Annotated in this window: 17 protein-coding genes, 3 tRNA genes and 2 pseudogenes; 9 read left to right on the top strand and 13 right to left on the bottom strand. The window is 33.2% G+C overall.

The genetic code is table 11. The annotated features are described in order from the left end of the window. Nucleotides 1-83: 83 nt before the first annotated feature. Nucleotides 84-2,531, bottom strand: a complete 2,448-nt coding sequence (gene thrA / locus DR871_RS08855) for a bifunctional aspartate kinase/homoserine dehydrogenase I (protein WP_113665623.1) — start codon at nt 2,529-2,531, stop codon at nt 84-86. Nucleotides 2,532-3,243: 712 nt separating this feature from the next. Between thrA and hutH the strand changes: the two genes are divergently transcribed. From hutH to DR871_RS08840, 3 genes are read left to right on the top strand one after another with little or no spacing between them, the layout of a single operon-like run. Beyond that, nucleotides 3,244-4,758, top strand: coding sequence for a histidine ammonia-lyase (hutH, locus tag DR871_RS08850; RefSeq protein WP_113665624.1), 1,515 nt, complete (start codon nt 3,244-3,246; stop codon nt 4,756-4,758). 49 nt (nt 4,759-4,807) lie between these two features. Continuing rightward, a complete protein-coding gene (locus DR871_RS08845) occupies nt 4,808-5,452 on the top strand; it encodes a DUF47 domain-containing protein (RefSeq protein WP_113665625.1) in 645 nt (214 codons plus the stop codon). A 31-nt stretch (nt 5,453-5,483) separates the two neighbouring features. Further along, the gene (locus DR871_RS08840) at nt 5,484-6,830 is read left to right on the top strand and encodes an inorganic phosphate transporter (RefSeq protein WP_113665626.1); all 1,347 of its coding nucleotides are present in this window, start codon (nt 5,484-5,486) and stop codon (nt 6,828-6,830) included. 70 nt (nt 6,831-6,900) lie between these two features. Here DR871_RS08840 and DR871_RS08835 read toward each other — a convergent pair whose 3' ends face one another. The 7 genes and pseudogenes from DR871_RS08835 to DR871_RS08805 all read right to left on the bottom strand — a co-directional run bounded on the left by DR871_RS08835 (nt 6,901) and on the right by DR871_RS08805 (nt 12,618). Then, nucleotides 6,901-7,182: a GNAT family N-acetyltransferase gene (locus tag DR871_RS08835; protein ID WP_113665627.1), complete on the bottom strand. Its 282-nt coding sequence runs from the start codon at nt 7,180-7,182 to the stop codon at nt 6,901-6,903. 193 nt (nt 7,183-7,375) lie between these two features. After that, nucleotides 7,376-7,573 carry a hypothetical protein gene (locus DR871_RS08825; RefSeq protein WP_113665629.1) on the bottom strand — a complete coding sequence of 66 codons (198 nt, stop codon included), beginning with the start codon at nt 7,571-7,573 and terminating at the stop codon, nt 7,376-7,378. A gap of 10 nt (nt 7,574-7,583) precedes the next feature. After that, nucleotides 7,584-7,766: pseudogene (locus tag DR871_RS08820) on the bottom strand (pirin-like C-terminal cupin domain-containing protein); the annotation flags it as partial. Between the two features lie 7 nt (nt 7,767-7,773). Continuing rightward, nucleotides 7,774-7,893 (bottom strand): annotated as a pseudogene (locus DR871_RS16655) (pirin family protein); the annotation flags it as partial. Nucleotides 7,894-7,950: 57 nt separating this feature from the next. Beyond that, the gene (locus tag DR871_RS08815; RefSeq protein WP_113665630.1) at nt 7,951-8,466 is read right to left on the bottom strand and encodes a DUF421 domain-containing protein; all 516 of its coding nucleotides are present in this window, start codon (nt 8,464-8,466) and stop codon (nt 7,951-7,953) included. An 85-nt stretch (nt 8,467-8,551) separates the two neighbouring features. Next, nucleotides 8,552-9,934 (bottom strand): 30S ribosomal protein S6--L-glutamate ligase, encoded by a 1,383-nt coding sequence (rimK, locus tag DR871_RS08810; RefSeq protein ID WP_113665631.1) that lies wholly within the window; start codon nt 9,932-9,934, stop codon nt 8,552-8,554. Nucleotides 9,935-10,071: 137 nt separating this feature from the next. Then, a complete protein-coding gene (locus DR871_RS08805; protein WP_113635627.1) occupies nt 10,072-12,618 on the bottom strand; it encodes an ATP-dependent Clp protease ATP-binding subunit in 2,547 nt (848 codons plus the stop codon). 256 nt (nt 12,619-12,874) lie between these two features. Between DR871_RS08805 and gyrA the strand changes: the two genes are divergently transcribed. From gyrA to DR871_RS08790, 3 genes are all read left to right on the top strand, one after another. Then, nucleotides 12,875-15,523 carry a DNA gyrase subunit A gene (gyrA, locus tag DR871_RS08800; protein ID WP_113665632.1) on the top strand — a complete coding sequence of 883 codons (2,649 nt, stop codon included), beginning with the start codon at nt 12,875-12,877 and terminating at the stop codon, nt 15,521-15,523. Nucleotides 15,524-15,569: 46 nt separating this feature from the next. Next, nucleotides 15,570-16,838 carry a tetratricopeptide repeat protein gene (locus DR871_RS08795; RefSeq protein ID WP_113665633.1) on the top strand — a complete coding sequence of 423 codons (1,269 nt, stop codon included), beginning with the start codon at nt 15,570-15,572 and terminating at the stop codon, nt 16,836-16,838. Between the two features lie 345 nt (nt 16,839-17,183). Beyond that, the gene (locus DR871_RS08790) at nt 17,184-18,257 is read left to right on the top strand and encodes a tetratricopeptide repeat protein (RefSeq protein WP_113665634.1); all 1,074 of its coding nucleotides are present in this window, start codon (nt 17,184-17,186) and stop codon (nt 18,255-18,257) included. Nucleotides 18,258-18,281: 24 nt separating this feature from the next. Here DR871_RS08790 and DR871_RS08785 read toward each other — a convergent pair whose 3' ends face one another. Next, nucleotides 18,282-19,043: a C40 family peptidase gene (locus DR871_RS08785; RefSeq protein WP_113665635.1), complete on the bottom strand. Its 762-nt coding sequence runs from the start codon at nt 19,041-19,043 to the stop codon at nt 18,282-18,284. Nucleotides 19,044-19,115: 72 nt separating this feature from the next. Next, nucleotides 19,116-20,294 (bottom strand): acetyl-CoA C-acyltransferase, encoded by a 1,179-nt coding sequence (locus tag DR871_RS08780; RefSeq protein WP_113666043.1) that lies wholly within the window; start codon nt 20,292-20,294, stop codon nt 19,116-19,118. A gap of 227 nt (nt 20,295-20,521) precedes the next feature. Here DR871_RS08780 and DR871_RS08775 point away from each other — a divergent pair. The 3 genes from DR871_RS08775 to DR871_RS08765 all read left to right on the top strand — a co-directional run bounded on the left by DR871_RS08775 (nt 20,522) and on the right by DR871_RS08765 (nt 20,794). Further along, nucleotides 20,522-20,605, top strand: a tRNA-Ser gene (locus DR871_RS08775). 20 nt (nt 20,606-20,625) lie between these two features. Then, nucleotides 20,626-20,700: transfer RNA gene (locus tag DR871_RS08770), tRNA-Pro, on the top strand. Between the two features lie 20 nt (nt 20,701-20,720). Continuing rightward, nucleotides 20,721-20,794 (top strand) — tRNA-Arg (locus tag DR871_RS08765). Between the two features lie 174 nt (nt 20,795-20,968). On the opposite strand, the gene DR871_RS08760 is transcribed toward DR871_RS08765, so the two are convergent. From DR871_RS08760 to DR871_RS08750, 3 genes are all read right to left on the bottom strand, one after another. Continuing rightward, a complete protein-coding gene (locus DR871_RS08760; protein ID WP_113665636.1) occupies nt 20,969-22,387 on the bottom strand; it encodes a UvrD-helicase domain-containing protein in 1,419 nt (472 codons plus the stop codon). Beyond that, the gene (locus DR871_RS08755) at nt 22,380-24,056 is read right to left on the bottom strand and encodes an ATP-dependent nuclease (protein WP_113665637.1); all 1,677 of its coding nucleotides are present in this window, start codon (nt 24,054-24,056) and stop codon (nt 22,380-22,382) included. The genes DR871_RS08760 and DR871_RS08755 overlap by 8 nt, the downstream gene beginning before the upstream one ends. Before the next feature lie 1,142 nt (nt 24,057-25,198). Next, nucleotides 25,199-26,137, bottom strand: coding sequence for an alpha/beta hydrolase (locus DR871_RS08750; RefSeq protein WP_113665638.1), 939 nt, complete (start codon nt 26,135-26,137; stop codon nt 25,199-25,201). Nucleotides 26,138-26,293: the final 156 nt, after the last annotated feature.

The following is a 26,293-nucleotide window of genomic DNA, read 5'->3' as shown; positions in this document are numbered from 1 at the left end:
TTGTTTTGTTTCAGGTTTAAAGTTTAAAGTTGTTACCAGTTCTTGAACTTGAAACTTTAAACAAAGAAAACTTTAAACTATTTTTATATATTTCCAATTCTAATCACATCAGCAAAAATTCCGGAAGCAGTAACTGCAGCTCCGGCACCGGCACCTTTTATTAATAAAGGTTGATCCACATAACGATCGGTGAAGAATAATACAATGTTGTCTTTTCCTTCCAAATTGTAAAACGGATGGTCTTTAGGTATGAATCTTAAACCAACATTTGCTTTTCCATTTTCGAATTGCGCTACGTATTTCAAACGAGATTCTTTGCTTAACGCTTCTTTATAAATAGTTTCAAAATGAGCTGCATGTGTTTGTAAGGATTCGAAAAAAGCTTCGTTTGAAGTCGTATCTAAACATTCAGCAGGCATAAAAGATTCGTTTGTGATTTCGTCAATTTCCATTTTGTAACCACTTTCACGAATCAAGATTAATATCTTTCTGGCAACGTCAATTCCGCTCAAATCTATCTTTGGATCCGGCTCTGTAAATCCTTGTACACCAGCTTCTTTGACGACATTATGAAAAGTGTTGTTTTCATCGAAATTATTAAAGATAAAGTTCAGACTTCCAGATAAAACGGCTTGAATTTTATTGACTTTATCGCCCGAAGCAACCAGATTTTTTACGGTATCGATGATTGGTAATCCCGCTCCCACGTTCGTTTCAAAAAGAAAAGGCGCATTGAATTGTTGTGATAATTTTTTCAGTTTTTTATAATTATCATACTCGGAGGCACAGGCAATTTTGTTGCAGGTTACCACCGCAATATTTCTTTTTAAAAACTGTTCGTAGGTTTTAGACACGCTTTCATTTGCAGTAATATCCACAAAAATACTGTTGCGTAAATTGAGTTGTTTTACATTATTAATAAACTGTTCTTTATCCGCAAGTTCCCCTGTTTCTAATGCAAATTGCCAATCTTTTAAGGAGATTCCATCTTCATCGAAATACATTTTTCGGGAATTTGACAACGCAATAACACGCAGGTTTATTTTCAGATTGTCTTTTAGGAATTTCTTTTGTTGGTGAATTTGCTCGATGAATTTTTCTCCCACATTTCCAACGCCCATTACAAATAGATTCAACTGCTTGGTGTTTTCTTCGAAAAAGTTTTCATGTAAAGAATTCAATGCTTTTTTTACATCTCTTTCGTTGATTACTGCCGAAATATTTCTTTCAGAGGCACCTTGTGCAATCGCTCTGATGTTGACGTTGTTTTTACCCAAAGTGCTAAACATTCTGCCGCTTAAACCTTGATGATTTTTCATGTTTTCGCCGACCAAAGCAATAATGCAAAGGTTTTTTTCAACAATACAAGGCTCTATTTTATTTTGCAAAATTTCTACTTCAAAAGCTTTGTTAATGGCCTCTTCCGCCACATCAGCATCCGAATTTAGAATTCCGATACAAATAGAATGTTCTGATGAGGCTTGAGTAATGAAAATTACGTTGATATTTTTATTGGACAATACTTCAAAAAGCCTTTTTGAAGAACCGGAAACACCAATCATTCCAGAACCTTCAAGCGTAATCAATGTGATTGCATCAATATGTGTGATTCCTTTTACGGGATTGGATTGAGTGAAAACTTGATTGGAAATATACGTACCTTCAGCAGCAGGTTCGAAAGTATTTTTGATCAGAATTGGAATATTCTTTCTCAATACCGGCTGGATTGTTGGCGGATATAAAACTTTGGCACCAAAATGAGATAACTCCATTGCTTCCTGATATGAAATGTAGGCGATAGGTTGTGCTTGTTTTACAATTTTTGGATTGGCAGTAAACATTCCGTTGACGTCAGTCCAAATTTCCAAATCACTTGCGTCAAGAGCGCCTGCAAGAATAGCGGCAGTATAATCCGATCCTCCGCGTCCTAAAGTTGTGTTGATTCCGTCTAACGAAGCAGCAATAAATCCGGGCATAACAACCACCTGATTTTCATTCGAAGCAAAAAAGTCTACAATTAATTCATTGGAAACATCAAAATTCACGATAGCTTTTCCAAAATGATTATTGGTTTTGATCAATTCACGACTGTCTTTATAACTGCTGTTTTTTAGATTTTGTTTTAAAGCTTCTGCGATGATATACGAAGACAGTAATTCGCCAAAACTCAAAATTGTGTCTGAAGTTCTGGAAGATAACTCACCCAAAAGATAACATCCATCCAATAAGGTTTCCAGGTGATTGACGATTCTTTTGATGTGGCTCAAAAGACTGCTTTGTTCGCTGACAGGAATTAGTTCTTTTAAGGCATCTAGGTGTTTTTTCTCGATTTCTGCAAGAATATCTTTAAAACTCTCATCTCCGGCAGCCGCTTTTTGCGAAGCAAGTTGAAGCAAATCAGTAATTTTGCTAAAAGCGGAAACCACGACGATTAATTTTTCTTCTCTTGCTTTATCGCTAACGATTGCTAAAACCAGTTTTATATTTTGTGCATTGGCAACGGAAGTTCCGCCAAATTTTAATACTTTCATATCAAGTTATTTTAATGTAATAATAAATCGCTATTTAGTTGTTGCAGACGATTTAATTGTGTGTGTTGTTTTTTTTTTTGAAAATGCAATATTTATTATATACCCAAGAACTTTCTTTCTTCCGAAAAAAAAATATAATAATAGGATTATATGTTGAAAATTTACCCCAAAGGGGTAGTTGTAGTTGTTGTAGTAAACGTAATAGCAGTGCCAACCCAGATTTGAGTTGTTATCGAAGAGTGATATGTAGCTTTATTGTTTACCATTTTGATCTTCCAAAAGTACATTTTTTTATAAAAAGCAGTGCGTTTAATTTTGTTTTTGCGAATATTTGAAAATATTCGATGCTATTTGAGGATTATGAAATATTGTATGGTTTATCAAGTCCTTGATGAAGCTATTCTTATAAATCAGCATATTTTTCAAATTGGTTTAGCATGCTAGTATCTTTTTTATTGAATCAAAAGGATGTAATTCCCTCCTAATTAAAGTCAAAATAGGTAAAACGCGTTTGTTTATTTGTCTACTCACTTTTGGTTTTTAGTAAAGGCAGTGAAAAGTGGCAATTAAAATTAGTGTTTTGCACTCGTATAAGAATATTTGCCTGAAATCTAATTTTTAGTTTTGTTTAACTATTAAATTTAAATTATTATCAATAAATGTTGTGTAATTATAAAGATTTATTCAATTTTACCTTTTAAACACTATCAAAATGGATAATACGCATTATATTAGTACTGAATTACTTAGCTTGGAAAAATTGACCGAAATTGTTTCTCACCAAAAATTATTGGCTTTGTCTGATGAGGCGAAAATAAATATTCAAAAATGTCGTGATTATTTAGACAAAAAAATGGCATCGCATTCTGATCCTATTTACGGTATAAATACAGGTTTTGGATCGCTTTGTAATGTTAAGATATCCAATGAGAACTTGTCAAAATTGCAAGAGAATTTAGTGAAATCACATTCTTGCGGGACAGGCGAGGAAGTGCCAACTGAAATTGTGAAACTGATGTTGTTGCTTAAAATTCAATCGTTAAGTTATGGTCATTCCGGAATTCAATTGCAAACAGTCGAACGATTGATTGCTTTTTATAATAATGATATTCTGCCGATAATTTATACACAAGGTTCACTGGGAGCTTCGGGAGATTTGGCTCCTTTGGCGCATTTATCGTTGCCTTTGTTAGGCGAGGGAGAGGTATATTTTGAAGGCAAAAAAGTGCATTCAAGCGAAGTTTTGAAACATTTTAATTGGGAGCCCATTGTTTTGCAATCAAAAGAAGGGTTGGCTTTGTTGAACGGAACGCAATTTATGAGTGCGTATGGCGCGCATATTTTGATGAAAGTTAGCAAATTTTCTTATTTGGCTGATTTGATAGGAACAATTTCGCTTGAAGGTTTTGATGGAAGAATCGAGCCATTTAATGAATTAATCCATTTTATAAGACCTCATAAAGGACAAATTGTAACGGCCAACCGCATCAAAGGATTTTTAGAAGGAAGCGAAATTATCGAACAACCTAAAAATCATGTTCAAGATCCTTATTCGTTCCGATGCATGCCGCAAGTTCATGGTGCTTCAAAAGACGCAATTGATTATGTGAAAAAAGTGTTTAAAACAGAAATCAATTCGGTTACGGATAATCCTAACATTTTTATTGAAAGTGACCAAATCATTTCCGGTGGGAATTTTCACGGACAGCCTTTGGCTTTAGCCTTAGATTTTATGGCTATTGCTTTAGCTGAATTGGGAAGTATTTCAGAGCGAAGAACGTATCAATTGATTTCAGGAACTAGAAATCTTCCTGCATTTTTAGTAGACAATCCCGGTTTGAATTCTGGTTTGATGATTCCGCAATATACAGCGGCAAGTATTGCCAGCCAAAATAAGCAACTGGCAACTCCCGCCAGTGTGGACAGTATTGTTTCCAGTAACGGGCAGGAAGATCATGTCAGTATGGGAGCCAATGCCGCTACTAAAGCATTACGTGTTTTGGATAATCTGGAACGCATTTTAGCGATCGAATTAATGAATGCTTCGCAAGCGATTGAATACAGACGGCCATTACAATCTAGCGATTTTATTGAAATGTTTTTAAACGCATATCGCGAAGAAGTTCCTTTGATTAAAGAAGACCGAATATTACATTATGATATTGAAAAGACGGTCTCTTTTTTGAACACTTTTCAAATAGAAAATGATTTGTTAATGTTAGCTTAACATTAGCAGTAAATAATGAAGTAATTTTGCCGGACTAAATTTTAATGAAATGAACATAAATAATTTTTTCCAATTTTTGGTTCCTAAAGACAAAAAGTTCTTTCCGCTTTTTGAACAAGCATCAAGTAATTTAATTGAAATTGCTACAAATTTGCACGAAGCTGTAAACCTTCCTTTGAAAGAGCGTGAAGTTCTTTTTCAGAAAATCGATGTTTTAGAGCAAAAAGGGGAGGATATAACCCGTCAAACCAATCTTGAGTTGAGTAGAAATTTTATTACACCGTTTGATAGAGAGGATATTTATTCATTAATAACTTCAATAGACAATGTAGCGGGTAATCTTCATGGTGCAGCGAGTAGAATGCGATTGTATCAAGTAGATAAAATTACAAAATCTATCAGAAAATTGACCGAGATTAATCTTGAGGCATGTCAGAATATTGATGTGGCAGTAAGAGAATTGAGAGATTTGAAAAAAATGAAGAATATTACTGATGCTTGTCTTAAAATCAATAAGTTAGAGAATAAGTCAGACAATGTTTATGATAAAGCAGTCCTTGATTTATTCGAAAATGAAACGGATGCTAAAAACATTATCAAGTACAAAGAAGTATTGTCAGTTTTAGAAACAGCAACTGATAAGTGTAAGAGCGTAGCAGGTGTTCTAGAATCTATTTCTGTAAAACATTCTTAATTCAATCGGTTTTATTCTGAAATTATAATTTATGGAATTTACTCTACTTATAGTTATTATAGTGCTGGCTTTGATCTTTGATTACATCAATGGTTTTCATGACGCTGCCAATGCTATAGCAACGGTTGTTGCCACAAAAGTATTAAGTCCGTTTCAAGCAGTTGTATGGGCAGCTTTTTTTAACTTTTTGGCCTATTGGGTTTTTGGTTTTGGAGTCGCTGATACGGTTGCGAAAACTGCCAATACCTTGGAAATTGATTTAGTTGTGATCCTTGCTGGAGTTATAGCTGCAATTATTTGGAATTTATTCACTTGGTGGCAAGGGATCCCTTCCAGTTCCTCACATACTCTTATTGGAGGATTCGCTGGAGCAGCAATTGCACACGCTATTGCAGTCCATGGTTTTTTTGGATATGCAGTAATTGAAGGAACGGAAATTCATACTGCGTATTGGTATGATACTGTAAACTGGTATACCGCAGGTAAAAACGGAGGATTCCCTTCAGGGGTTTTAATCATTATTGCCTTCATTGTTTTGGCTCCTTTAATTGGTGCCCTAATGTCGTATTTAATCTCAATTTGGCTTCTTAATGCATCGAAAAGAAGTATTTATCCTAAAATATTTACGGTTTCATTAATGTTGCTAACTATTTGGTTTGTGGAAAGTCAAATGGTATACTTTGATGAAATAAAGAAACCACGTTTCGACTCCCAGTTTTGGAGTGTTGTTTTTGAATCACACAATATTAAGTGGTTTTTAGTTGCATTTATTGTTTTGTCTGTAAGTTCTTTTTGTTTAATTTTCAGTAGCTTAAATCTGCATCAGTCAACGTATTGGTTAAAAAAAATGCAATTATTATCATCAGCTGCTTTTAGTTTAGGGCATGGTGGAAATGACTCCCAAAAAGTAATGGGTATTATAGCTGCGGCTGTTACTGTTTATATTCAAACTAGTGGTATCGCACAGGAAAGCTTACCGAATTGGTTAGATGTAGTTCTTCCGGATGAAAATGGAGCTTTCAAAATGCCAGACTGGATTCCGCTAGCATGTTACTCTGCAATTGCTGCCGGTACTTTGAGTGGTGGTTGGAAAATTGTAAAAACAATGGGTTCTAAGATTACAAAAGTAACTTCTTTTGAAGGCGTTGCTGCAGAAACTGCAGGAGCATTAACTTTGTATTTTACGGAGCATTTTAAAGTTCCTGTAAGTACAACGCATACGATTACTGGATCTATCATTGGAGTTGGACTTACTAAAAGAGTTTCAGCTGTACGATGGGGAATGACCGTAAGCTTGTTGTGGGCATGGGTTTTAACCATTCCAATTTCAGCTATATTAGCAGCAATAATTTATTATATTTTCAGTATTTTTATTTAATGCTAAAATAATATTCATAAAAAAAACCATTCTGAGAATGGTTTTTTTTATGCTCAAAAAATTCTATTTATTAAAACAATAGATCTTGTATATCCTTTGTTTTATCAAACACGCTTTTTGCGAAAGGACATAAAGGCAAAATTTTAAGATTGTTTTCTCTTGCGTATTGCACGGCTTCCAACACCATTTTTTTACCTACGTTTTGTCCAGCAAAATCTGGATTTACTTCAGTATGGTCAATAATAAATTTATCCGTTCCTGCCCAAGTATAGGTCATTCTTCCGGCTTCCTTTTCATTATCAATCGCTTTGAAATGACCGTTTTTTGTTTTGTTTAAATGTTCTATTGTCATGGCTTTCTAATTTAATGTGGTAGTTATTTCGATAGGATTGGTTAAAATTTTGTGTAACGGACATTTATTTGCAATGATTAATAATCGCGCTTTTTGATCCTTTTCTATATCTCCGCGTAATTTAATATTGCGAAATATTTTGAATTTGTTTTTACTGAATCAGCTTCAAAACGGAGTTCAACTTTTACATCGGTTAAATTCCAGCCTTTTCTGTTCGCATACAGGCGCAAAGTGATTGCTGTGCAAGTGTGGATAGGGAAGAAGCCAGTAATTCTTTTGGCGTAAAGCCTAAATCTTTTTTGTCCGCTCCGTCCGGTTCATCAGAAATGATCAAATTTGTTTCAGATTCTTTTTCCGTTTTGTAAAGTTCAGCGCCAATATTTGCTGTCATCTTTTAATATTTATTGTTTTTTAATTTGCTCCGGAAGTGGAACAAATTCAGTTTCACCAGGAATTTTTTCAAAGGTTTGTGCCAACCATTTTTCTTTGGCTTGCTCAATCAATTCTTTGGTTGAAGCCACAAAATTCCAGTAGATAGTTCGTTCTTCTGGGAAAGGTTCTCCTCCACAAATATAGATAGTCGTCTTATCAGTGATTAATAAATGCAAATGGCCCAACCATTCTTTTTTCTCGAAACGGAAGTAATCTTCCCACCATAAAGTTGCCAATATTACTCGGGCGCTCTTCTATTATTAGTTTTATATTCGACATATTAAGTGTTTTGTAAATCTAAAAATAACGAAAATTGATCTGCGATTACTATTTCCTTTAGTTTATCCCGCTTAAACTTTTGTGAATGTGTTTGCGCTTGTGATACGTTTGTTTTAAATTTTGGTTGCCCGAAATGATACTAATATTTCCATCAATTTCTAGCATTGCGAGTTTTACATCTTTAAAATATTCGATTCCATGTTCGCGCATGGCTTCTTTTAATTCATCCGATGTGATATTTAATTTGCTTAAAGATTTAAAATCCAAATTACCATCGTGTATCAGGATTTCTGGTTTTTCTTGCATGAAATCACTGAATCGGGGATATTTATACATTAATTTCTTTAAAATAAAATTAATGCTAAAAAGGACCGAAGCCGCGGCTAAGCCTCCCCATAAACTGGTATCGTTTCCAACCATTGCATTTTGAACGGAGTTACTGATGAGTAGAATTAATATTACATCAGCAGTGTTCAATTGAGACAATTCTTTCTTGCCAAAAAGGCGTAAAGCGATAACCATAAAAAAATAAACGGCACTACTGCGAAGAATTATAGCAAGGTACTCGTTCATTTTTTTAGGTTTACTATTTTGTTTTTAACTTTAAGAATGACCAAAACTTAAATAAATTTTTTACAAATTCAAGGTTGGTATAATACTATTTCAAATCTGTTTTTTGTTTGAAATTTTTTTCAATTGCTTTGATCATTTCGCCGGCAATATCTTTATTAGTAGCGCCTTCAATTCCCTCTAATCCAGGGGATGAATTTACTTCCAATAATAATGGCCCTTTTGCGGAACGAATAATATCAACTCCTGCTACTTTCAAATCCATAGCTTTAGTTGCTTTTATGGCAATACGTTTTTCTTCTGCAGTTACTTTTATAACCGATGCTGTTCCTCCAAGATGAATGTTGGCTCTAAATTCGCCCGGCATTGCTTCGCGCTGAATGGCTGCGACTACTTTTCCGTCAATTACAAAACAACGAATATCTTTTCCGTTAGCTTCTTTGATAAATTCTTGAACTAATATATTGGCATTTAAACTTTTGAAAGCATTAATTACACTTTCTGCGGCCTTTTTCGTTTCTGCTAATACGACTCCTTTTCCTTGGGTTCCTTCGAGTAATTTTACGATTAAAGGAGAACCTCCAACCATTTTTATCAAGTCATCAGTATCTAAAGGAGAATTAGCGAAACCAGTCGTAGGAATTTCTACACCATGATTTAATAACAATTGCAATGAATACAATTTATCGCGTGATTGTGTAATGGCATTTGATGAATTCAAACAATACACTTTTAAGGCTTCAAATTGTCGTGTCAGTGCGCATCCGTAAAAAGTGATACTAGGTCTTATTCTAGGTATGATGGCATCAAATTGATTTAATATTTTACCGCCACGATAATGAATTTCTGGTGTTTTTGCATCCAGTTTCATGTAGCATTCCTTGATGTTTAGAAAGTGCATTTCGTGACCACGCATTTCACCAGCTTCCATAATACGCTTGTTGCTGTACAATTCAGGATTACTTGCTAAAAGTCCGATTCGTAAACCAGAACTTGCTTTTTCCGAATTTTTATATAATTCTTTTAAAGTGTCAGTTGTAGGTTGTCCCAAAAGATACTTTTGTTCCGGATCAACGAGAACTCTTCCGCTCATGGCTTCACGTCCCAAAAGCATTCTGAAACCCATAGAATCTCGATTTGTCAACGTCATTTCTATTGGCCACTTGGAACTTCCAATTTGAAGATTTGTTTGAATTACATAACGTTGTTCTCTAAAACCACTGGAACTTTTAACAATCCGTTTATCAATTAATGGTGCTTCACAATGGATTACCGTTTTTAAATTATTTTGAATCGGGTTAATGTCAAATTTTACCCAGTTGCTTTCATTTTTAATGAATGGAGCAATGTTTATAGCATGTAGAGCAGATGTTTTTGCACCCGAGTCCACTCGGGCTTTAATGGTAGGAATCCCTAATTCTGGAAAAGAACACCATTCTTCGCTACCTAGAATAACTTTGTTATCTGACATATATTAATTTTATTAAATCTTTTTTTAAAACTCAAATGTAAATATTTGTTTTTAAAAAAAAGGTTATTTGCCGTAAAGAATAAACCCGTTATGTTATAAAAACGTAACGGGTTTATATCAAGATAATTGTTTAATAATTATGGATTTGTTGGTTCTCCCGCCTTATGAACTTGCACTGTTAATTCTTGAGCGCCATCTTCAATATCCATGAAAATCTCATCTCCAGAACTAATTTTAGAAGTGATGATTTCTTCAGCAAGTGCATCTTCAACATATTTCTGAATAGCTCTTTTAAGAGGTCTTGCGCCAAATTGTCTGTCGAAACCTTTCTCTGCAATAAAAGCTTTTGCTTTATCAGAAAGATTCAATTGATATCCTAGTTCCGCAACACGAGCAAATAATTTTTTCAATTCGATTTCGATAATCAAATCGATATCATGTTTCTCCAAAGCATTGAAAACAATTACATCATCAATTCGGTTTAGGAATTCAGGAGCAAAAGTTTTTTTCAATGCGTTTTCAATAATGCTTTTCGAATTATCGTCAGCCTGAGCTACTTTGGCAGCAGTTCCAAAACCTACTCCTTGTCCAAAATCTTTTAATTGTCTGGCTCCAACATTCGAAGTCATGATAATTATAGTGTTTTTGAAATCAATTTTTCGACCTAAACTGTCTGTCAAATAACCATCATCCAAAACTTGCAATAGCATATTGAAAACATCAGGATGCGCTTTTTCAATCTCATCCAATAAAACAACACAATATGGTTTTCTACGAACTTTTTCTGTTAATTGACCACCTTCTTCATATCCTACATATCCCGGAGGAGCTCCAACTAAACGAGAAATCGCAAATTTCTCCATGTATTCACTCATATCAATACGAATCAAAGCATCTTCAGAATCGAATAATTCTTTAGCCAAAACTTTAGCCAATTGGGTTTTACCAACACCAGTTTGTCCTAAGAATATAAAAGAGCCAATTGGACGATTCGGATCTTTTAATCCGGCACGATTTCTTTGGATAGAACGAGCAATTTTCATTACTGCTTCTTTTTGTCCAATTACTTTTCCCTCAATTAGTTCTGGAAGTTTAGCTAGTTTATTGCTTTCTGTTTGCGCAATACGATTAACAGGAATTCCGCTCATCATCGAAACAACATCAGCGACATTGTCTTCTGTAACTTCAATTCGGTTATTTTTAGCATCTTCTTCCCATTGTTCTTGGGCGATAGCTAAGTCTTTTTCAATGCGTTTTTCATCATCACGAAGTTTGGCAGCCTCTTCGTATTTTTGTTTTTTCACTACAACATTTTTCAATTCACGAACATCCTCTAGTTGACGTTCGAGATCTAAAATTTGTTTTGGAACTTCAATATTAGTAATGTGAACTCTTGAACCTGCTTCATCTAATGCATCAATAGCTTTGTCTGGCAAGAAACGTTCGGACATATATCTATCCGTTAATTTTACACAAGCCTCAATTGCTTCTTGCGAGTAGGTAACATTATGATGATCTTCGTATTTGTTTTTGATATTATTCAAAATTGTAATTGTTTCGGAAACTGATGTAGGTTCCACAATTATTTTTTGAAAACGTCTTTCTAATGCACCATCTTTTTCTATGTATTGTCTGTATTCGTCTAATGTAGTTGCACCAATACATTGAATCTCTCCACGAGCTAATGCTGGTTTAAACATATTAGAAGCATCAAGAGAACCTGTTGCGCCACCGGCACCAACAATAGTGTGAATTTCGTCTATGAAAAGAATGATATCATCATTTTTTTCTAATTCGTTCATAACTGCCTTCATGCGTTCTTCAAATTGTCCGCGGTATTTTGTACCGGCAACCAGACTCGCCAAATCCAAAGTTACGACACGTTTATTGAATAAAGTACGAGATACTTTCTTCTGAATGATTCGTAACGCTAAACCTTCGGCAATAGCTGATTTTCCTACTCCAGGTTCCCCTATAAGTAAAGGATTGTTCTTTTTTCGACGGCTCAAAATTTGAGAAACGCGTTCAATTTCTTTCTCGCGTCCTACAACAGGGTCTAGTTTTCCTTCTTCGGCCATTTCTGTTAAATCTCTACCAAAATTATCTAAAACTGGTGTTTTAGATTTTTTATTTGATTTATTGGCTGGATTGTTAAAAGTTCCTTCTTTGAGACTGTCATCTTGTCCTGAATCGTCATTATACGATTCGTTTCGTGGCAAGTTTTCTATAAAATCTTCTTCGTTTGGAGTCATGTTTAGATATTGTTCTTTGGCTACGTCGTAATCAATTTTAAGTTTATTCAATAGCTTGGTTGTTGGATCGTTTTCGTTTCTTAATATGCACAACAATAGATGTGCGGTACTGATGGAAGAACTTTGAAATACTTTAGCTTCCAGGAAAGTAGTTTTCAAGGCTCTTTCTGCTTGTCTTGTCAAGTGTAGGTTTTTCTTTTCAACATTTACTTCTAAGCTTGGACTGGCAGGGCTTAGGATTTCCACTTTTCTACGTAAGTGATCCAAATCAACATCCAGGTTATTCAATATTTGAATTGCTTTTCCATTTCCGTCTCTTAAAATACCCAACATTAAGTGTTCTGTTCCTATAAAGTCATGCCCTAATCGCAAAGCTTCTTCCTTGCTGTAAGTAATAACGTCTTTTACTCTTGGTGAAAAATTATCATCCATAATATATATTTGATATCGTAAATTTAGTGAATTAGTGATAGAAAAACAAAAACCATTCCTATAAGAAGTCGTGTCAGCTAAGAGACAAAAATAATCATAATATTAAAGTTAAATTTACCTTAAATTATTAACGAAAAGCGAAGTTTAATTTGTTAATAAATCATTGAAATAAGTATTTTAAAATTGGTTTTAAAATTTCAAAAAAGCGTATATTGGCACGTTTGGAAACTAATATAATTATTTAATATAACAACTTATGTCTGAAGGAGAAAAGTTAATTCCTATTAACATTGAAGATGAAATGAAAACGGCTTACATCGATTATTCGATGTCAGTAATTGTATCAAGAGCTCTTCCAGATGTTAGAGATGGCTTGAAACCAGTACATCGAAGAGTACTATTTGGAATGCATGATTTAGGAGTTAACTCTAGATCAGCCCACAAAAAGTCCGCAAGAATTGTTGGGGAAGTTCTTGGTAAATATCACCCTCACGGTGACACCTCTGTTTATGATGCCATGGTTCGTATGGCGCAGGAATGGAGTATGCGTTATTTATTAATAGATGGTCAGGGTAACTTTGGGTCTGTGGATGGTGATAGTCCTGCAGCAATGCGTTATACAGAGGCTAGAATGCGTAAGATTTCGGAAGAAATCTTAGCGGATATAGATAAAGAAACGGTTGATTTTAAATTAAATTTTGATGATACGCTAGAAGAACCGACAGTAATGCCAACGCGTGTTCCTACCTTATTAATAAATGGGGCAACAGGAATTGCGGTAGGTATGGCGACTAATATGCCACCTCACAACTTAACGGAAGTGATTAACGGTACGTTAGCTTTCATGGATAATAATGATATTGAGGTTGACGAGTTGATGACGCATATCAAAGCTCCTGATTTTCCTACTGGTGGTATCATATATGGTTATGAAGGCGTTCGTGAAGCATTCAAAACAGGTAGAGGGCGTATTGTGATGCGTGCCAAAGTTGGTTTTGAAGAAGTAGATGGTCGTGAGTGTATCATTGTTACCGAAATTCCATACCAAGTCAATAAAGCTGACATGATTAAGCGTACGGCTGATTTAGTTAATGACAAAAAAATTGATGGAATTGCGAATATCCGAGATGAATCGGATAGAAACGGGATGCGTATCGTTTATATTTTAAAACGTGATGCTACGCCAAACGTAGTTTTGAATACGCTCTATAAATTTACACAATTACAATCTTCTTTTAGTGTAAACAATATTGCCATCGTAAAAGGACGTCCGCAAATGTTGAATCTGAAAGATCTGATTCATTATTTTATCGAACACCGTCACGATGTGGTGACTCGCAGAACGCAATTCGAATTGAAAAAAGCCGAAGCAAGAGCACATATATTAGAAGGTTTGATTATTGCTTCAGATAATATTGATGAAGTAATTGCTTTAATCAAAGCTTCAAAAAGTACTGAAGAAGCAAGAGAAAAATTAATTGAAAGGTTCAAATTATCAGATATTCAATCTCGTGCTATAGTAGAAATGCGTTTGCGTCAATTAACCGGTTTAGAACAAGACAAGTTAAGAACGGAATACGACGAAATCATGAAATTAATAGAGCATTTGAAAGCTTTATTAGCGGATGTAAACTTGAGAATTGCTTTAATTAAGGAAGAATTGACTGAAATTCGCGATAAATACGGTGATGAGCGTCGTTCTCAAATTGAGTATTCTGGCGGTGATGTTAGTATCGAGGATTTAATAGCCGATGAAAATGTAGTTATCACAATTTCTCATGCGGGTTATATTAAACGTACTAATCTTACAGAATATAAAACTCAAAATAGAGGTGGAGTTGGACAAAAAAGTGCAGGAACAAGAGATCAGGATTTCTTAGAGCACATGTTTGTAGCAACGAATCACCAATATATGATGTTCTTTACTCAAAAAGGAAAATGTTTCTGGATGCGTGTTTATGAAATACCGGAGGGAAGTAAAACGGCTAAAGGAAGAGCAATTCAAAATTTGGTAAATATTGAAAGCGATGATAAAGTAAAAGCATTTATTTGTACGCAAGATTTAAAAGATCAAGATTACATAAAAAGCCATAACCTTATTATGGTAACCAAAAAAGGTCAGGTTAAGAAAACTTCTTTAGAGAAATATTCTAAACCTAGAGTAAATGGAGTTGCTGCAATCACTATTAAGGAAGGCGATGAATTATTGGAAGCGAAATTAACCAATGGTGAAAGTCAAATTATTTTGGCTGTAAAATCTGGAAAATTAGTGCGTTTTGAAGAAACTAAAACGCGTCCGATGGGAAGAACAGCTTCTGGAGTTCGTGGTATTACTCTTAAGGATGATACGGACGAAGTTATTGGCATGGTTACTGTAGATAAGGAAAATATTAACGATTCCCAAATTTTAGTAGTTACTGAAAATGGTTATGGAAAGCGTACCAAATTAGTCGATGAAGATGGCGAAGATGTTTATAGAATTACTAATCGTGGAGGAAAGGGTGTAAAAACACTTAATATAACAGAAAAAACCGGAAAACTTATTTCGATAAATGCAGTTACTGACGCTGATGATTTGATGATTATTAATAAATCTGGATTAACAATCAGAATGGCTATTGAAGATTTGCGTGTAATGGGACGTGCTACCCAAGGGGTTAAATTGATAAATCTAAAAGGTAAAGATTCAATTGCTGCTGTTACCAAAGTAATGAAAGATGATGTGGCAGAAGTGGTTGTTGATGAAGACGGAAATATTATTGAATCTGACGCTATCGAAAGAGTGAAACCGGTATTAGAAGTTCTCGAGGACGAAGGTGTAGAAGAGGACGATGATGAAGATGAAACAGAAGAAAATGACGCTGAGGATGAAACTGAAGAAGACGATTCTGACGACGAAGCTTAATTAAAAAAGAAAAACAAGAATAATTATTAAACAAACAGAGAATATTATGAAAGGTAAATATGTATTACTAGCATCAGCGTTATTGATATCAGTAGCTACTTTTGCTCAAAAGGATCAAATTAAAGCAGCTGAAAAGGCGCTTAAAGGTGGGAAATCTCAAGAGGCGGTAACCATTTTGATGGAAGCAGAATCTTTAATAGCTAATGCTCCAGATGCTGAAAAAGCACAGTTTTTCTTTGTAAAAGGAAACGCTTTATTGGATTTAGCAAACAAGAATGTTGATGCCAGTACGAATCTTTCGCTTGCTGCAAAAGCATATCAAGATTTAATTGCAGCTGAAAAAGCTTCTGGGAAAGTAAAATTCTCAACGCAAGCCTCAGCTTCAATTACAGATATTAAATTCAAATTAATTAATAGTGCAATTGCTGATTCAAAAGTGGATAAACATTCAGATAGTGCTAAAAAATTATATGATGCTTATTTGTTAGACAAAAAAGACACTATTAATTTGTATTATGCTGCATCTACTTATGTTAATGCTAAAGAGTATGACAAAGCGCTTGAGTTGTATGATAATTTAAAAACGTTAAACTATTCTGGAAAAGGAACCAGTTATTTTGCAGTAAATAAGTTAACAACACAAGAAGATTTTTTTACGACTGTTCAGGAGAGAGATAGAATGGTGAAATTAGGAACACACGAAAAGCCAAGAACTGAAGTTGTTCCTTCTAAAAGAGGTGAAATTTACAAGAATATGGCTTTGATTTTAGTTGAAAAAGGTAAAACCGAGGAAGCTAAAAAAGCAATCTCTGAAGCGAGATTAGCAAATCCTGAAGACACATCTTTGACTTTAACTGAAGCTAATCTTTATTTAGAAACTAAAGATTTTGACATGTATAAAAAATTAATCGCTGAAGTATTGGAAAAAAATCCAAACGACGTAGAATTGATTTTTAACCTTGGAGTATTAAGTGCTAATGCGAAGAACACGGATGAAGCGGAGAAATATTACAAAAAAGTGATTGAAATTAACCCAAAATACATCAATGCTTACATCAATCTAGCTGCAATGAAGTTAGAGAATGAAAAAGCAATTATTGATGAAATGAACAAATTGGGTACATCCACAAAGGATATGAAGCGTTATGATGATTTGAAAAAGAAAAGAGAAGAACTTTTTAAATCAACGATTCCTTATCTTGAAAAAGCGGTTGAATTAGATTCTAAAAACGAAGATGTTGTTAAAACTCTTTTAGGTGTTTACAGTGCTTTAGAAATGACGGCAGAATACAAAGCATTAAAAGCAAAAATGTAAAAAAGTTTACAAAAAAAAAGCATAATTGTTTAACAAAAATACTTAAAGACCCTTTCAAAAGTTTATACTTTGAAAGGGTTTTATTTTTTGTATGATTTTTTTATTTAGTAGGAATAGTAATTAACAAGGTAAAATATTGTAATTTTTAATTTGCTGATAATTAATGTGTTAAAAATGGATAAATGTTATATTAAATAATTGTTACTATTTTTTTTGTAAAACAAAAATTTAATTATATTTTTAAATTACATTATGTTTAATTTTTATTAATTAGGATGGACTTTAACCAGTATAACTCTTAAAATTAAATAAAATTCTAACTTTAAAACCAAAACCAATATTAATATGAAAAAGCATTACTTTTCGATTATCTTCTTATTATTTTTTTCAATAGTATCATTTGCTCAAAAAAATCAAATAAAGGCAGCTGCAATAGAGTATAATAGTGGTAAATTTCAGCAAGCAATAGATATTTTAAATGGTGCAGAGTATTTAATTTTTAATGCGGAGGCAGTTGATCAATCGGAATTCTATAACTTAAAAGCTAAAGTTTTAACTGGTTTAGTAGAAAATAATATTGAACCAACTAAAAATGTTGCTCTCACAGTAACTGCTTATCAAGAGTTAATCGCGGCTGAAAAGGCATCAGAAAAATTTAAATATTCAGTTGCTGCATTAGAATCTATTAAAAAAATACAAAAGGATTTATTTAATAGTGCTCTTTCAGATGCTAAGGCTAAAAGGTTTTCAGAAGGGGCTAGTAAAATGCATACTATTTATTTGACTAACAAAAGAGATACTATAAATTTATATTATGCAGCTTCTTATTTTAGAGATGCTAAAGATTATAATCAGGCTTTAAAACTTTATGAAGAGTTGGATATTCTCAAATATTCAGGGAAGGGTTTAGATTATTATGCTGTTAATAAGCAAAATAATGAAGATGAATTATTTAGTTCGGCAGCATCGAGAGATTTAACTATTAAATCAGGAACTCATATAAAGCCAAGGATGGAAAAATCCCCATCTAAGAAAATTGAGATATACACAACTATGGCCTATATGTATCTTGAAAAAGGAGATTTAGAAAAGTCAGAGAAATTTAATAACAAGATATTAGAGATCGATCCCAAAAATCCTGATTCCTATCTAAATTTAGCCTATTTAAAACTTGATGAGAAAAAAGAGATAATGGATCAGATGAGTAATCTTGGTACATCACCTAGTGACATGAAGATTTATGAACAGATGATAATTAAAAAGGATAATTTAATTAAAAAAGCTATTTCCTATTTGGAAAAAGGTAATGTAGAAATTCCTAAGAATCAAGATATTTCTAAATTACTATTGAATTTATACAGAGCACTGGATATGACGGCAGAGTATAATTCATTAAAAGCACGCATAGTAAATTTATAAACTAAAAAAAATAAAGATGCCGTTTTAAATAATTTTTTTAATCACTCTGAGTTTATGAGTGTGTTTATTTATTTCGGCATTATATATCCCAAGATGATCTAGTCTATCTATTCGAACCTTTCCACTTGCATGAATGATATAATTATTTTCCATTATAATTCCAACATGGGTAATTGCTCCTTCATCATTATCAAAAAAAGCTAGGTCTCCAGGTTCACTTTCTTCAATAAAACTTAATGCCTCTCCTTGTTTTGACTGCTGTGAAGCATCTCTGAGTAATTTATAACCATTAAGTTTATATACCATTTGAGTAAATCCGGAACAATCAATACCAAAAGGTGTTTTTCCTCCCCACAAATAAGGAGCATTCATATACATAAAGGCTGTATTGATTAAGTTGCTTTTAGCTTTTTCACCACTGGTTTTAATTCCTTCAAAATCAAAATTAGCAACATTTATTTCATTGTGATTGATAAATGCTAACGAAGACCCAAGAGGAATAGGTATTAATAAGTTGTTTGGAGCAGTAACATATTCAATCAAATCAGAATTTAAAATGATAGCTTCTGTTGACAATCGCTTAAAGCTGGACTCTGAAATCGGTTGTAACTGTTTAGAGTCTATCCAGCCTTCGTAATCATCATATTGCATTCTGATGTAAGACCATTGCTTAAGTTGTTCTAAAATTTCAAAATGTTCCCCAAATAAAACTTGAGAAACAATTTCACTTTTGTCACTAGGTTCAAAGCGAAGCGGGATCATTGCTAGATTACAAATTCCGAACATTTAGATTGATTTAGAGTTAAGTAAAATGAGTTATAAGTTCAAAAACCCATAACTCATTAAATTTAGTATTAGTTATGCTTTTTCAATAACAATTGCCGAGGCACCACCACCACCATTGCAAATTGCAGCAGCACCGATAGTTCCGTTATTTTGTTCTAAAACATTAATTAACGTAACAATTATTCTTACTCCGGAACAACCAAGGGGATGTCCTAAAGATACTGCTCCACCATTTACATTTACTTTGCTGTCATCTAAACCTAAAATTTTAGAATTAGCTAAGCCTACTACTGCAAAAGCTTCATTGAATTCAAAATAATCAACATCACTAATCGCTATTCCTGCTTTTTCTAATGCTTTTGGAATTGCTTTTGAAGGGCTTGTAGTAAACCATTTTGGTTCTTGCGCCGCATCAGCATAACCTTTAATGTAAGCCAGCGGTTTTAGTCCTAAAGCTAAAGCTTTTTCTTCGCTCATTAATACCACAGCTGCGGCGCCATCATTTATTGTAGATGCGTTGGCTGCAGTTACAGTACCGTCTTTTGTGAAAACAGCATTCAATGCTGGTATTTTATCCAATTTTACGTTTGTAAATTCTTCGTCTTTAGAAACTATGATAGGATCTCCTTTTCTTTGTGGAACAGAAACAGGAACAACTTCATTATCAAATTTTCCAGCATCCCAAGCTTTTGCGCTACGCTCATAGGATTGAACTGCGTAGTTATCTTGGTCTTCACGGGTAAAGTTATATTCTGTAGCACATAAATCAGCACACACTCCCATAGCGCTGTTATCATAAGCATCAGTCAGTCCGTCTTTCTGCATTCCGTCTATCATGGTTGCTGAACCAAATTTAGTTCCAGTTCTTAAATTCATATAATGTGGAATCAAACTCATGTTTTCCATCCCACCGGCAACAACAATTTCTGCATCACCACATTGAATCGCTTGCGCGCCCAACATAACTGCCTTCATTCCTGAAGCACATACTTTATTTATTGTGGTACAGGCAACCGTATTAGGTAAACCGGCAAATATTGCAGCTTGTCTGGCAGGAGCTTGTCCTACGCCAGCTTGAACTACATTGCCCATAAATACTTCATCAATTAAATTTGGATCTAATTTTATTTTGTCCAATGCACCTTTAATAGCAACTGCACCTAATCTTGGAGCAGTAACTGTAGATAATCCCCCCATAAAACTTCCGATAGGTGTTCTAACGGCAGAAACGATAACAACTCTTTTGTTCATGACTTTCATAATGTTAGTTTATGTAGCAAATTTAAACTTTTTTATACAATTTCATATTTTGATACTGTGTTTATCTTTTTTATATTTATTTTTAATCTATATGTTTGATATTGAAGTGTTTTTATATTAAAGACAAAAAATATTGAAAAAAAGCCCTGAAATACTTGTGAGAAGTCTAAAGATGTCTTAAATTTGCAACCGCAAAACAGACACGTTTTCTTGAGCATGGAGGGGTGCCAGAGTGGTAATGGAGCAGTTTGCTAAACTGTCATCGAGTAATCGGTGCCAGGGTTCGAGTCCCTGTCCCTCCGCTTTATGATTTATTGTTTTTCGGGGTGTAGCGTAGCTCGGTTATCGCGCCTGCTTTGGGAGCAGGAGGCCGCAGGTTCGAATCCTGCCACCCCGACAATTTTTTCCAAGAGTAATGGAGGCATAGCTCAGCTGGATAGAGCACCTGCCTTCTAAGCAGGCGGTCGAAGGTTCGAATCCTTCTGCCTTCACTAAAATTCCCCTTATAAACTGGTGATTATCAGTGTTTTAAGGGGTTTTTTTATTGTTTTTTACTTCTGACATAAGTCCTTTTTTATATCTTTTTTCAAGTAGTTTGAGGACTTTTGACACAGATATGGCACAATGATAATTTGTGTGTCAAATTTTCATGAAATTATTTTCTGCTAATACGGTTTGAGAATTTTGCTTTCAGTAAGAATTATTAGTCTTTTTGATGCTCTTGTTAAAGCTACATATAAATGTTTTGGACAGTCGAACTTATGAGCATTTAATATTACTACCGTATCGAACTCCAAACCTTTAGTTAAAAGTGTGGTTCCAATGCATTTCCCATATATTTTTCTACCAACCCTACGGGTCAAATTTCTACTATTTGTCATTGCTTGAAATACTGAAATATTAGAATGTTCAGCATCTTTTAGAGCAGAACAAAACGAATGAAATAATTCCTTTCTATAGCATTTTACATCGGGTAAATCTTTTATTAAAATTAAAGCTTCTAAAACAATAGAAAACGAAATGTTTTTTTCTAAAATTTGAATTTTATTTATCAATGGTATTAAAAGTACATTATCACTTTCTTTAGTTTTGTTTTTGATACCTTTTGCAGTGAACCATTTTTCTATCGCAGTTTTATTAAATAATTTAATTGTTAATGAATACAGATCTTTTATAATATTATCAGAAGTGATTAAATCTGCATCTTTTGATAAAATATAAAATGTTTTATCGTCGATTGATTCAATTAATCTAGGTATATTTTTAAATCGTTGTGTAAAAGCAATTCTACTATTAATATTAGTAGATATTGGATCAATTATTAAAACACTGTCACTACTTGTCAATAAGTTCATAATAAAATTATATTTATCATAGTACATATTCTTTGTAATATGCGTTTCTATCGAGCTATGAGAGGCTAAATTAATATCTTCTTTATCTATAAGAGATTTTCTAATTTTTTTTAAATCTTCACCTAATAAGGTATTATTTCCATTTAGCCATCTTTGAGGTTCGTGTAATTCGTAATAGGATTTTTGAAATTCTCCCATTTCAGCATTGCTTTGCAGATTAACAAGGTTTTCTCCATTAAAGCCAAATATCCCTTGCAAAAAATCACCAAGTATTCGTGTAGGTAGTAATTCTGAAAGTATTAGAATTAGTTCATGCTGTTTTGTAGTGCAATCTTGATATTCATCAACAAAAAGACCATCATATGTATTTAAAATAATTTCTCTGATTGGTTTTCTTTTTAATAGATGAATAGACTTTTCAATTATAAATGGATAATAATTCTTGGAATCTTCTTGTTCTGGAATATCAGTTCCGATGTAGAAGGATAAAACATATTTTTGTGCAAAGCTGGATATTGTTTCAATAAAGTACTGGGAACTTGGAATTCCTTCCCTTTTAATTTTTTCTTTTATTGATGCAACTCCTGCATGTGTATGGGTTAGTATGAGTTGTTTACCTTTTGTTTGAGTATGCTTAAGACATTCTACAATAGTATGTGTTTTACCAAAGCCTGCTGGCGCAATAAGCATACTCTTTTCATTGGAAATAAATTCTTTATAATTAATCATTATCAATCCATTTAGATAATTCTTGAAATTGGTTACCCAACTTTTTATCCTTAATGTCTTCCAGATATTTACATATTACACCTCCAACAAATTCACCATGGTCCGTTCTTTTAAACCATGATTTTTTCTTGGCAATTGTTCCAATAACAGAACGTAATTGAGGCGTATCAATTTCTTTCCAATTTTCGGGTAAATCACCATGTACTTTATAACCCGTGCGTATGCTATCTTCTACTGAATCCTGATTCTGTAAAGTATAATATTCAATTAGTTCATGTATTCCTTTTAATGGTAGATCATCAAAAATTTGATTTTCTGTGGCATTGTGGTTTTCGCAATCTACTATACATATACCATCGTCCTTCAACTTTTCTTTTAGTTTATTTATTCCTTCTACATCTGAATCGCAAAACAAGCAAACTTCAAATCCGGATTTTAAAAAACTTTTTGCATATTCAATTTGACTTGAACCATTCCCATTTGCAAATCGAATTCCTAAAAAAGAAATGTTATCTTTTCCATTCTGCATTCTAAAATTATTCAAACCTCTACAAATTCCTATTTCAGTTGGACCTTCACAAACCAATACACGATCAGAAAAAAAGGCTTCGGGATTACTTCTGATGGCAGATTGTAAGGAATTATCAAACTGATATAAACTTGGATAGTATTTTTTTACTTTAAATAAATCATTAGCATCTAATTCAACTAATACATCTCGTGAGTGCGTCGTGATAAAAATTTGACCTTGGTTAGTTCTTTTTAAAATTTTTGCCAAATGTTGAGCTCTATCCGGTTCAAGACCTTGTTCAATTTCATCTATTAGCAATATTCCTCCAGCTTTAGCTAATTCAGTTTGTATTGCTATAGAAATTAATCTTTTTGAACCTTTCCCTTTTTGTCGAAATGGTATTTTATCATCGTGTAAACAAATTCGACCATCTTTAATAGAAAAATCTTTAAAATCTATTGTTGTTGTTGTATTTGAGATATCAATTCCCAAATTTGAAGCAGAGTCTTTTATTTTTTTAACGATACTATCTAAGTGGTTGAAAGAACTTGAATCAATTTTTTCTTTTGCCTCTCTCAATGCATCTATAATTACATTATTTTTTTCGTCATGATTCTTTTCCTGTTTTAATAATGAATAGAGAGGATTTCCTTTGTTCCATGAAAAGTGCCTATCTATATAATCCGAGACTAAAAAGACATTCAGGCTAGCTCTATCAGTAGCTTTTATTTCAATAGGTTCTTGATGCTCTCTATCATTTATAATAAACCATTTTGGTTCTAAATCTTTTTCTACAATTAGTTTTACTGTAAGAATAATTTCATGGTCATCCAGCAGGTCGTCATATATTATATCTGTAGATTTATCAAGACCTCTTATGAATAGCCCATATTTATTTTCCTGAATTAATTCTTTAGGCAAATCATATAATGAAACTTCAATTTCAATGGAATTATTAATGTCGCCATTAAAAAAATCGGTATCGTAGAAGCTTAAATTCCAACTTGGTGATAAGACTGCTGAAATAGCTTCAAGAATAGTTGTTTTACCAGAGTCACCTCTACCAATTAAGCATACAAAATCAGTCATGCCAAAAACTTGTTGAAGTTCTTGAATTCCTCTAAAGTTAGATATTTTAAACGAGTGTATTTTTGCCATGTCTTTTTTTGATTACTTGTAAATGTAGGAAAGATAGTTAAATATTAATTAATTTGACTTTTAAAATAGCAGTATTTTTTTAATACATCGAATCATATATGATTTGATATTTATAATTGTTTTTCTCTTTATTTAGTTTGCTATATTTGACATGGAATTTCTATTACAAACAAGTTAATTCTAAGAGAAAACGAAAAAATTTGGCACAAAGTTGCCACAAGAAATATAATAACTCAATAATAACGTGCGCTGCGAGTTGTGTCAGTAATCCTTCTGCCTTCACAAAACCCTTATAAATACTTAATTTATAAGGGTTTTTTAATTTAATTGCCTTTTCCGTTGCCTTTTTTGGTTATTACTTAATTTTACTAAGGAATTTATTTTTTTTACAAAATTTGTTTCTTTTTAATAAGTGTTATTCTTTTTAAATGTTGAATAAAAAAAAATCCCATTTCTGAAAGGCTATTTTTTAAATTTGATAAGACTATATTACGCAGTCAATTGATAAGATGAATTGTACTTTTCAATAGCCTTTATCCATTTTCGATAAATAAGCGCAGCCAGTTCATCTATTTTGTCTTCATTATCTTTACTGTATACTGCAAATTTAGAGATGTTGACCACCTGATTTAGGTGTACAATTGATCCTTAAAAACCACTAACTTTTTCATGTTTTTTGCACCAAACATTCGTTAAAAAAAAACAGGGATTACAGCAAACAAAATAACAGACATGAGTAAAATTAGGAAAGCAATTAAATGCTACTGTAACGTTAAAAGTAAGTTATGCATAAGTAATTAGCTATCCCTTTCTAGAAATACGGTAAAGAAGTATATTTCTTTATTTGAAGTCTTCGAATTAAGTATTGAAGTGATAAATGAAAAAACTGGTGCAGAACTGGAACTTTTGTTTTCGCACGCTACAGTGGAATCAATCACTCCCAAATTATTCAAATTATATCCTTACTTCAAATAAGAGACATGAACAAAATCAAATTAAAACCTATAAAACAAAAAAACAGTAATAAACATGAGCTCACTACTGTTTAAAAACTGAGCTTTTACATTATTAATCTTGTGTTACTTTTCAGGACTAGATCTTTCATAAAATAAAAAATAGAACTTCATAATTTAATCGATTATTCATAGGATGCCACGAAGCCAATTCTCGCAATCTTTGGTCCAATATTGGCTGGTATCTTTCACTCCTAAACCAAAGCCATGTCCTCCTTTTTCATACAAATGCAACTCTGCTGGAACCTTATTTTTCTTTAAAGCTATGTAATAATTGAGGCTGTTTTCTGCTGGAACTACTAGATCGTCTGTGGCATGAATGATAAATGTTGGCGGTGTCTCAGAATTTACGTGCTGTTCATTGGAAAATTTATTAATCAATGAAACGGACGGCGAGACCCCCAATAAATTATTTTGTGATCCTTTGTGTGTGATTTCATTTGTCATGGAAATAACAGGGTAAATTAATATCGAAAAATCCGGTTTGGCACTTAAGGAATCAGAAACTTGGTATATTTTTTCATTATAATGAGTAGATAAAGTGGCTGCTAAATGTCCGCCTGCCGAAAAACCCATAACTCCAATTTTGTCCTTATTTACTTTCCATTTTTCTACGTTGCGTCTGATGTATCTAATAGCTTCTTGGGCATCTTGTAAAGGACCAATTGTTTTATCTTTCATTATTTGTTCGTTTGGTAGTCTATATTTTAAGACAAAGGCTGTTATTCCTAAGGTATTTAACCATCGTGCTACTTTCGTTCCTTCTTTATCAATAGCTAAATGAGAATATCCGCCTCCAGGGAAAATCAGAACTGATGCTCCATTAGTAGAGGATTCGTTGGGTAGAAAAACAGAAAGAGTAGGAGTGATAACTTTACTACTGTTTTGGACTATTCCCTCTTTTGATATTTCATTTTCCTGATAATTCGAATTATAAATAGCATCAGGTATTGCTTCCGTCCAAAGCGGTATTATTTGATCTTGAGCGTGTATCTGTGAATGTATGCCAAGAATAAAAAATATAGGTAATGCATAGCGACTTGCTTTTAGAATAGTATTAATTTTCATTGTATTTTTTTTTTAAGGATTTATTTTTCGGTAGGATAAAATTTTAATGTCTTTTTTAGAAATCAATAGGTTATTGTTAATGCAGTTTAGATTTCCTAAAAGCTGAAACTATCGGTTTAATAGCTTTAACATTAATTTTCTTAAATGTGTAATTTA

The sequence above is a fragment of the Flavobacterium petrolei genome, assembly GCF_003314435.2.
GTDB lineage: Bacteria > Bacteroidota > Bacteroidia > Flavobacteriales > Flavobacteriaceae > Flavobacterium > Flavobacterium petrolei.
The sequence above is the reverse complement of the archived record's forward strand: the minus strand, read 5'-3'. Positions and strand labels throughout refer to the sequence as shown.

Bases quoted from the DNA above. Each gene is read 5' to 3' on its own strand.
- DR871_RS08760 (WP_113665636.1), bottom strand. From the start codon at position 22,387: ATGATTAATTATAAAGAATTTATTTCCAATGAAAAGAGTATGCTTATT.
- DR871_RS08845 (WP_113665625.1), top strand. From the start codon at position 4,808: ATGAACATAAATAATTTTTTCCAATTTTTGGTTCCTAAAGACAAAAAG.
- DR871_RS08840 (WP_113665626.1), top strand. From the start codon at position 5,484: ATGGAATTTACTCTACTTATAGTTATTATAGTGCTGGCTTTGATCTTT.
- hutH (WP_113665624.1), top strand. From the start codon at position 3,244: ATGGATAATACGCATTATATTAGTACTGAATTACTTAGCTTGGAAAAA.
- DR871_RS08755 (WP_113665637.1), bottom strand. From the start codon at position 24,056: ATGGCAAAAATACACTCGTTTAAAATATCTAACTTTAGAGGAATTCAA.
- DR871_RS08795 (WP_113665633.1), top strand. From the start codon at position 15,570: ATGAAAGGTAAATATGTATTACTAGCATCAGCGTTATTGATATCAGTA.
- DR871_RS08815 (WP_113665630.1), bottom strand. From the start codon at position 8,466: ATGAACGAGTACCTTGCTATAATTCTTCGCAGTAGTGCCGTTTATTTT.
- DR871_RS08825 (WP_113665629.1), bottom strand. From the start codon at position 7,573: ATGACAGCAAATATTGGCGCTGAACTTTACAAAACGGAAAAAGAATCT.
- rimK (WP_113665631.1), bottom strand. From the start codon at position 9,934: ATGTCAGATAACAAAGTTATTCTAGGTAGCGAAGAATGGTGTTCTTTT.
- DR871_RS08780 (WP_113666043.1), bottom strand. From the start codon at position 20,294: ATGAACAAAAGAGTTGTTATCGTTTCTGCCGTTAGAACACCTATCGGA.
- DR871_RS08785 (WP_113665635.1), bottom strand. From the start codon at position 19,043: ATGTTCGGAATTTGTAATCTAGCAATGATCCCGCTTCGCTTTGAACCT.
- gyrA (WP_113665632.1), top strand. From the start codon at position 12,875: ATGTCTGAAGGAGAAAAGTTAATTCCTATTAACATTGAAGATGAAATG.
- DR871_RS08805 (WP_113635627.1), bottom strand. From the start codon at position 12,618: ATGGATGATAATTTTTCACCAAGAGTAAAAGACGTTATTACTTACAGC.
- DR871_RS08790 (WP_113665634.1), top strand. From the start codon at position 17,184: ATGAAAAAGCATTACTTTTCGATTATCTTCTTATTATTTTTTTCAATA.
- thrA (WP_113665623.1), bottom strand. From the start codon at position 2,531: ATGAAAGTATTAAAATTTGGCGGAACTTCCGTTGCCAATGCACAAAAT.
- DR871_RS08750 (WP_113665638.1), bottom strand. From the start codon at position 26,137: ATGAAAATTAATACTATTCTAAAAGCAAGTCGCTATGCATTACCTATA.
- DR871_RS08835 (WP_113665627.1), bottom strand. From the start codon at position 7,182: ATGACAATAGAACATTTAAACAAAACAAAAAACGGTCATTTCAAAGCG.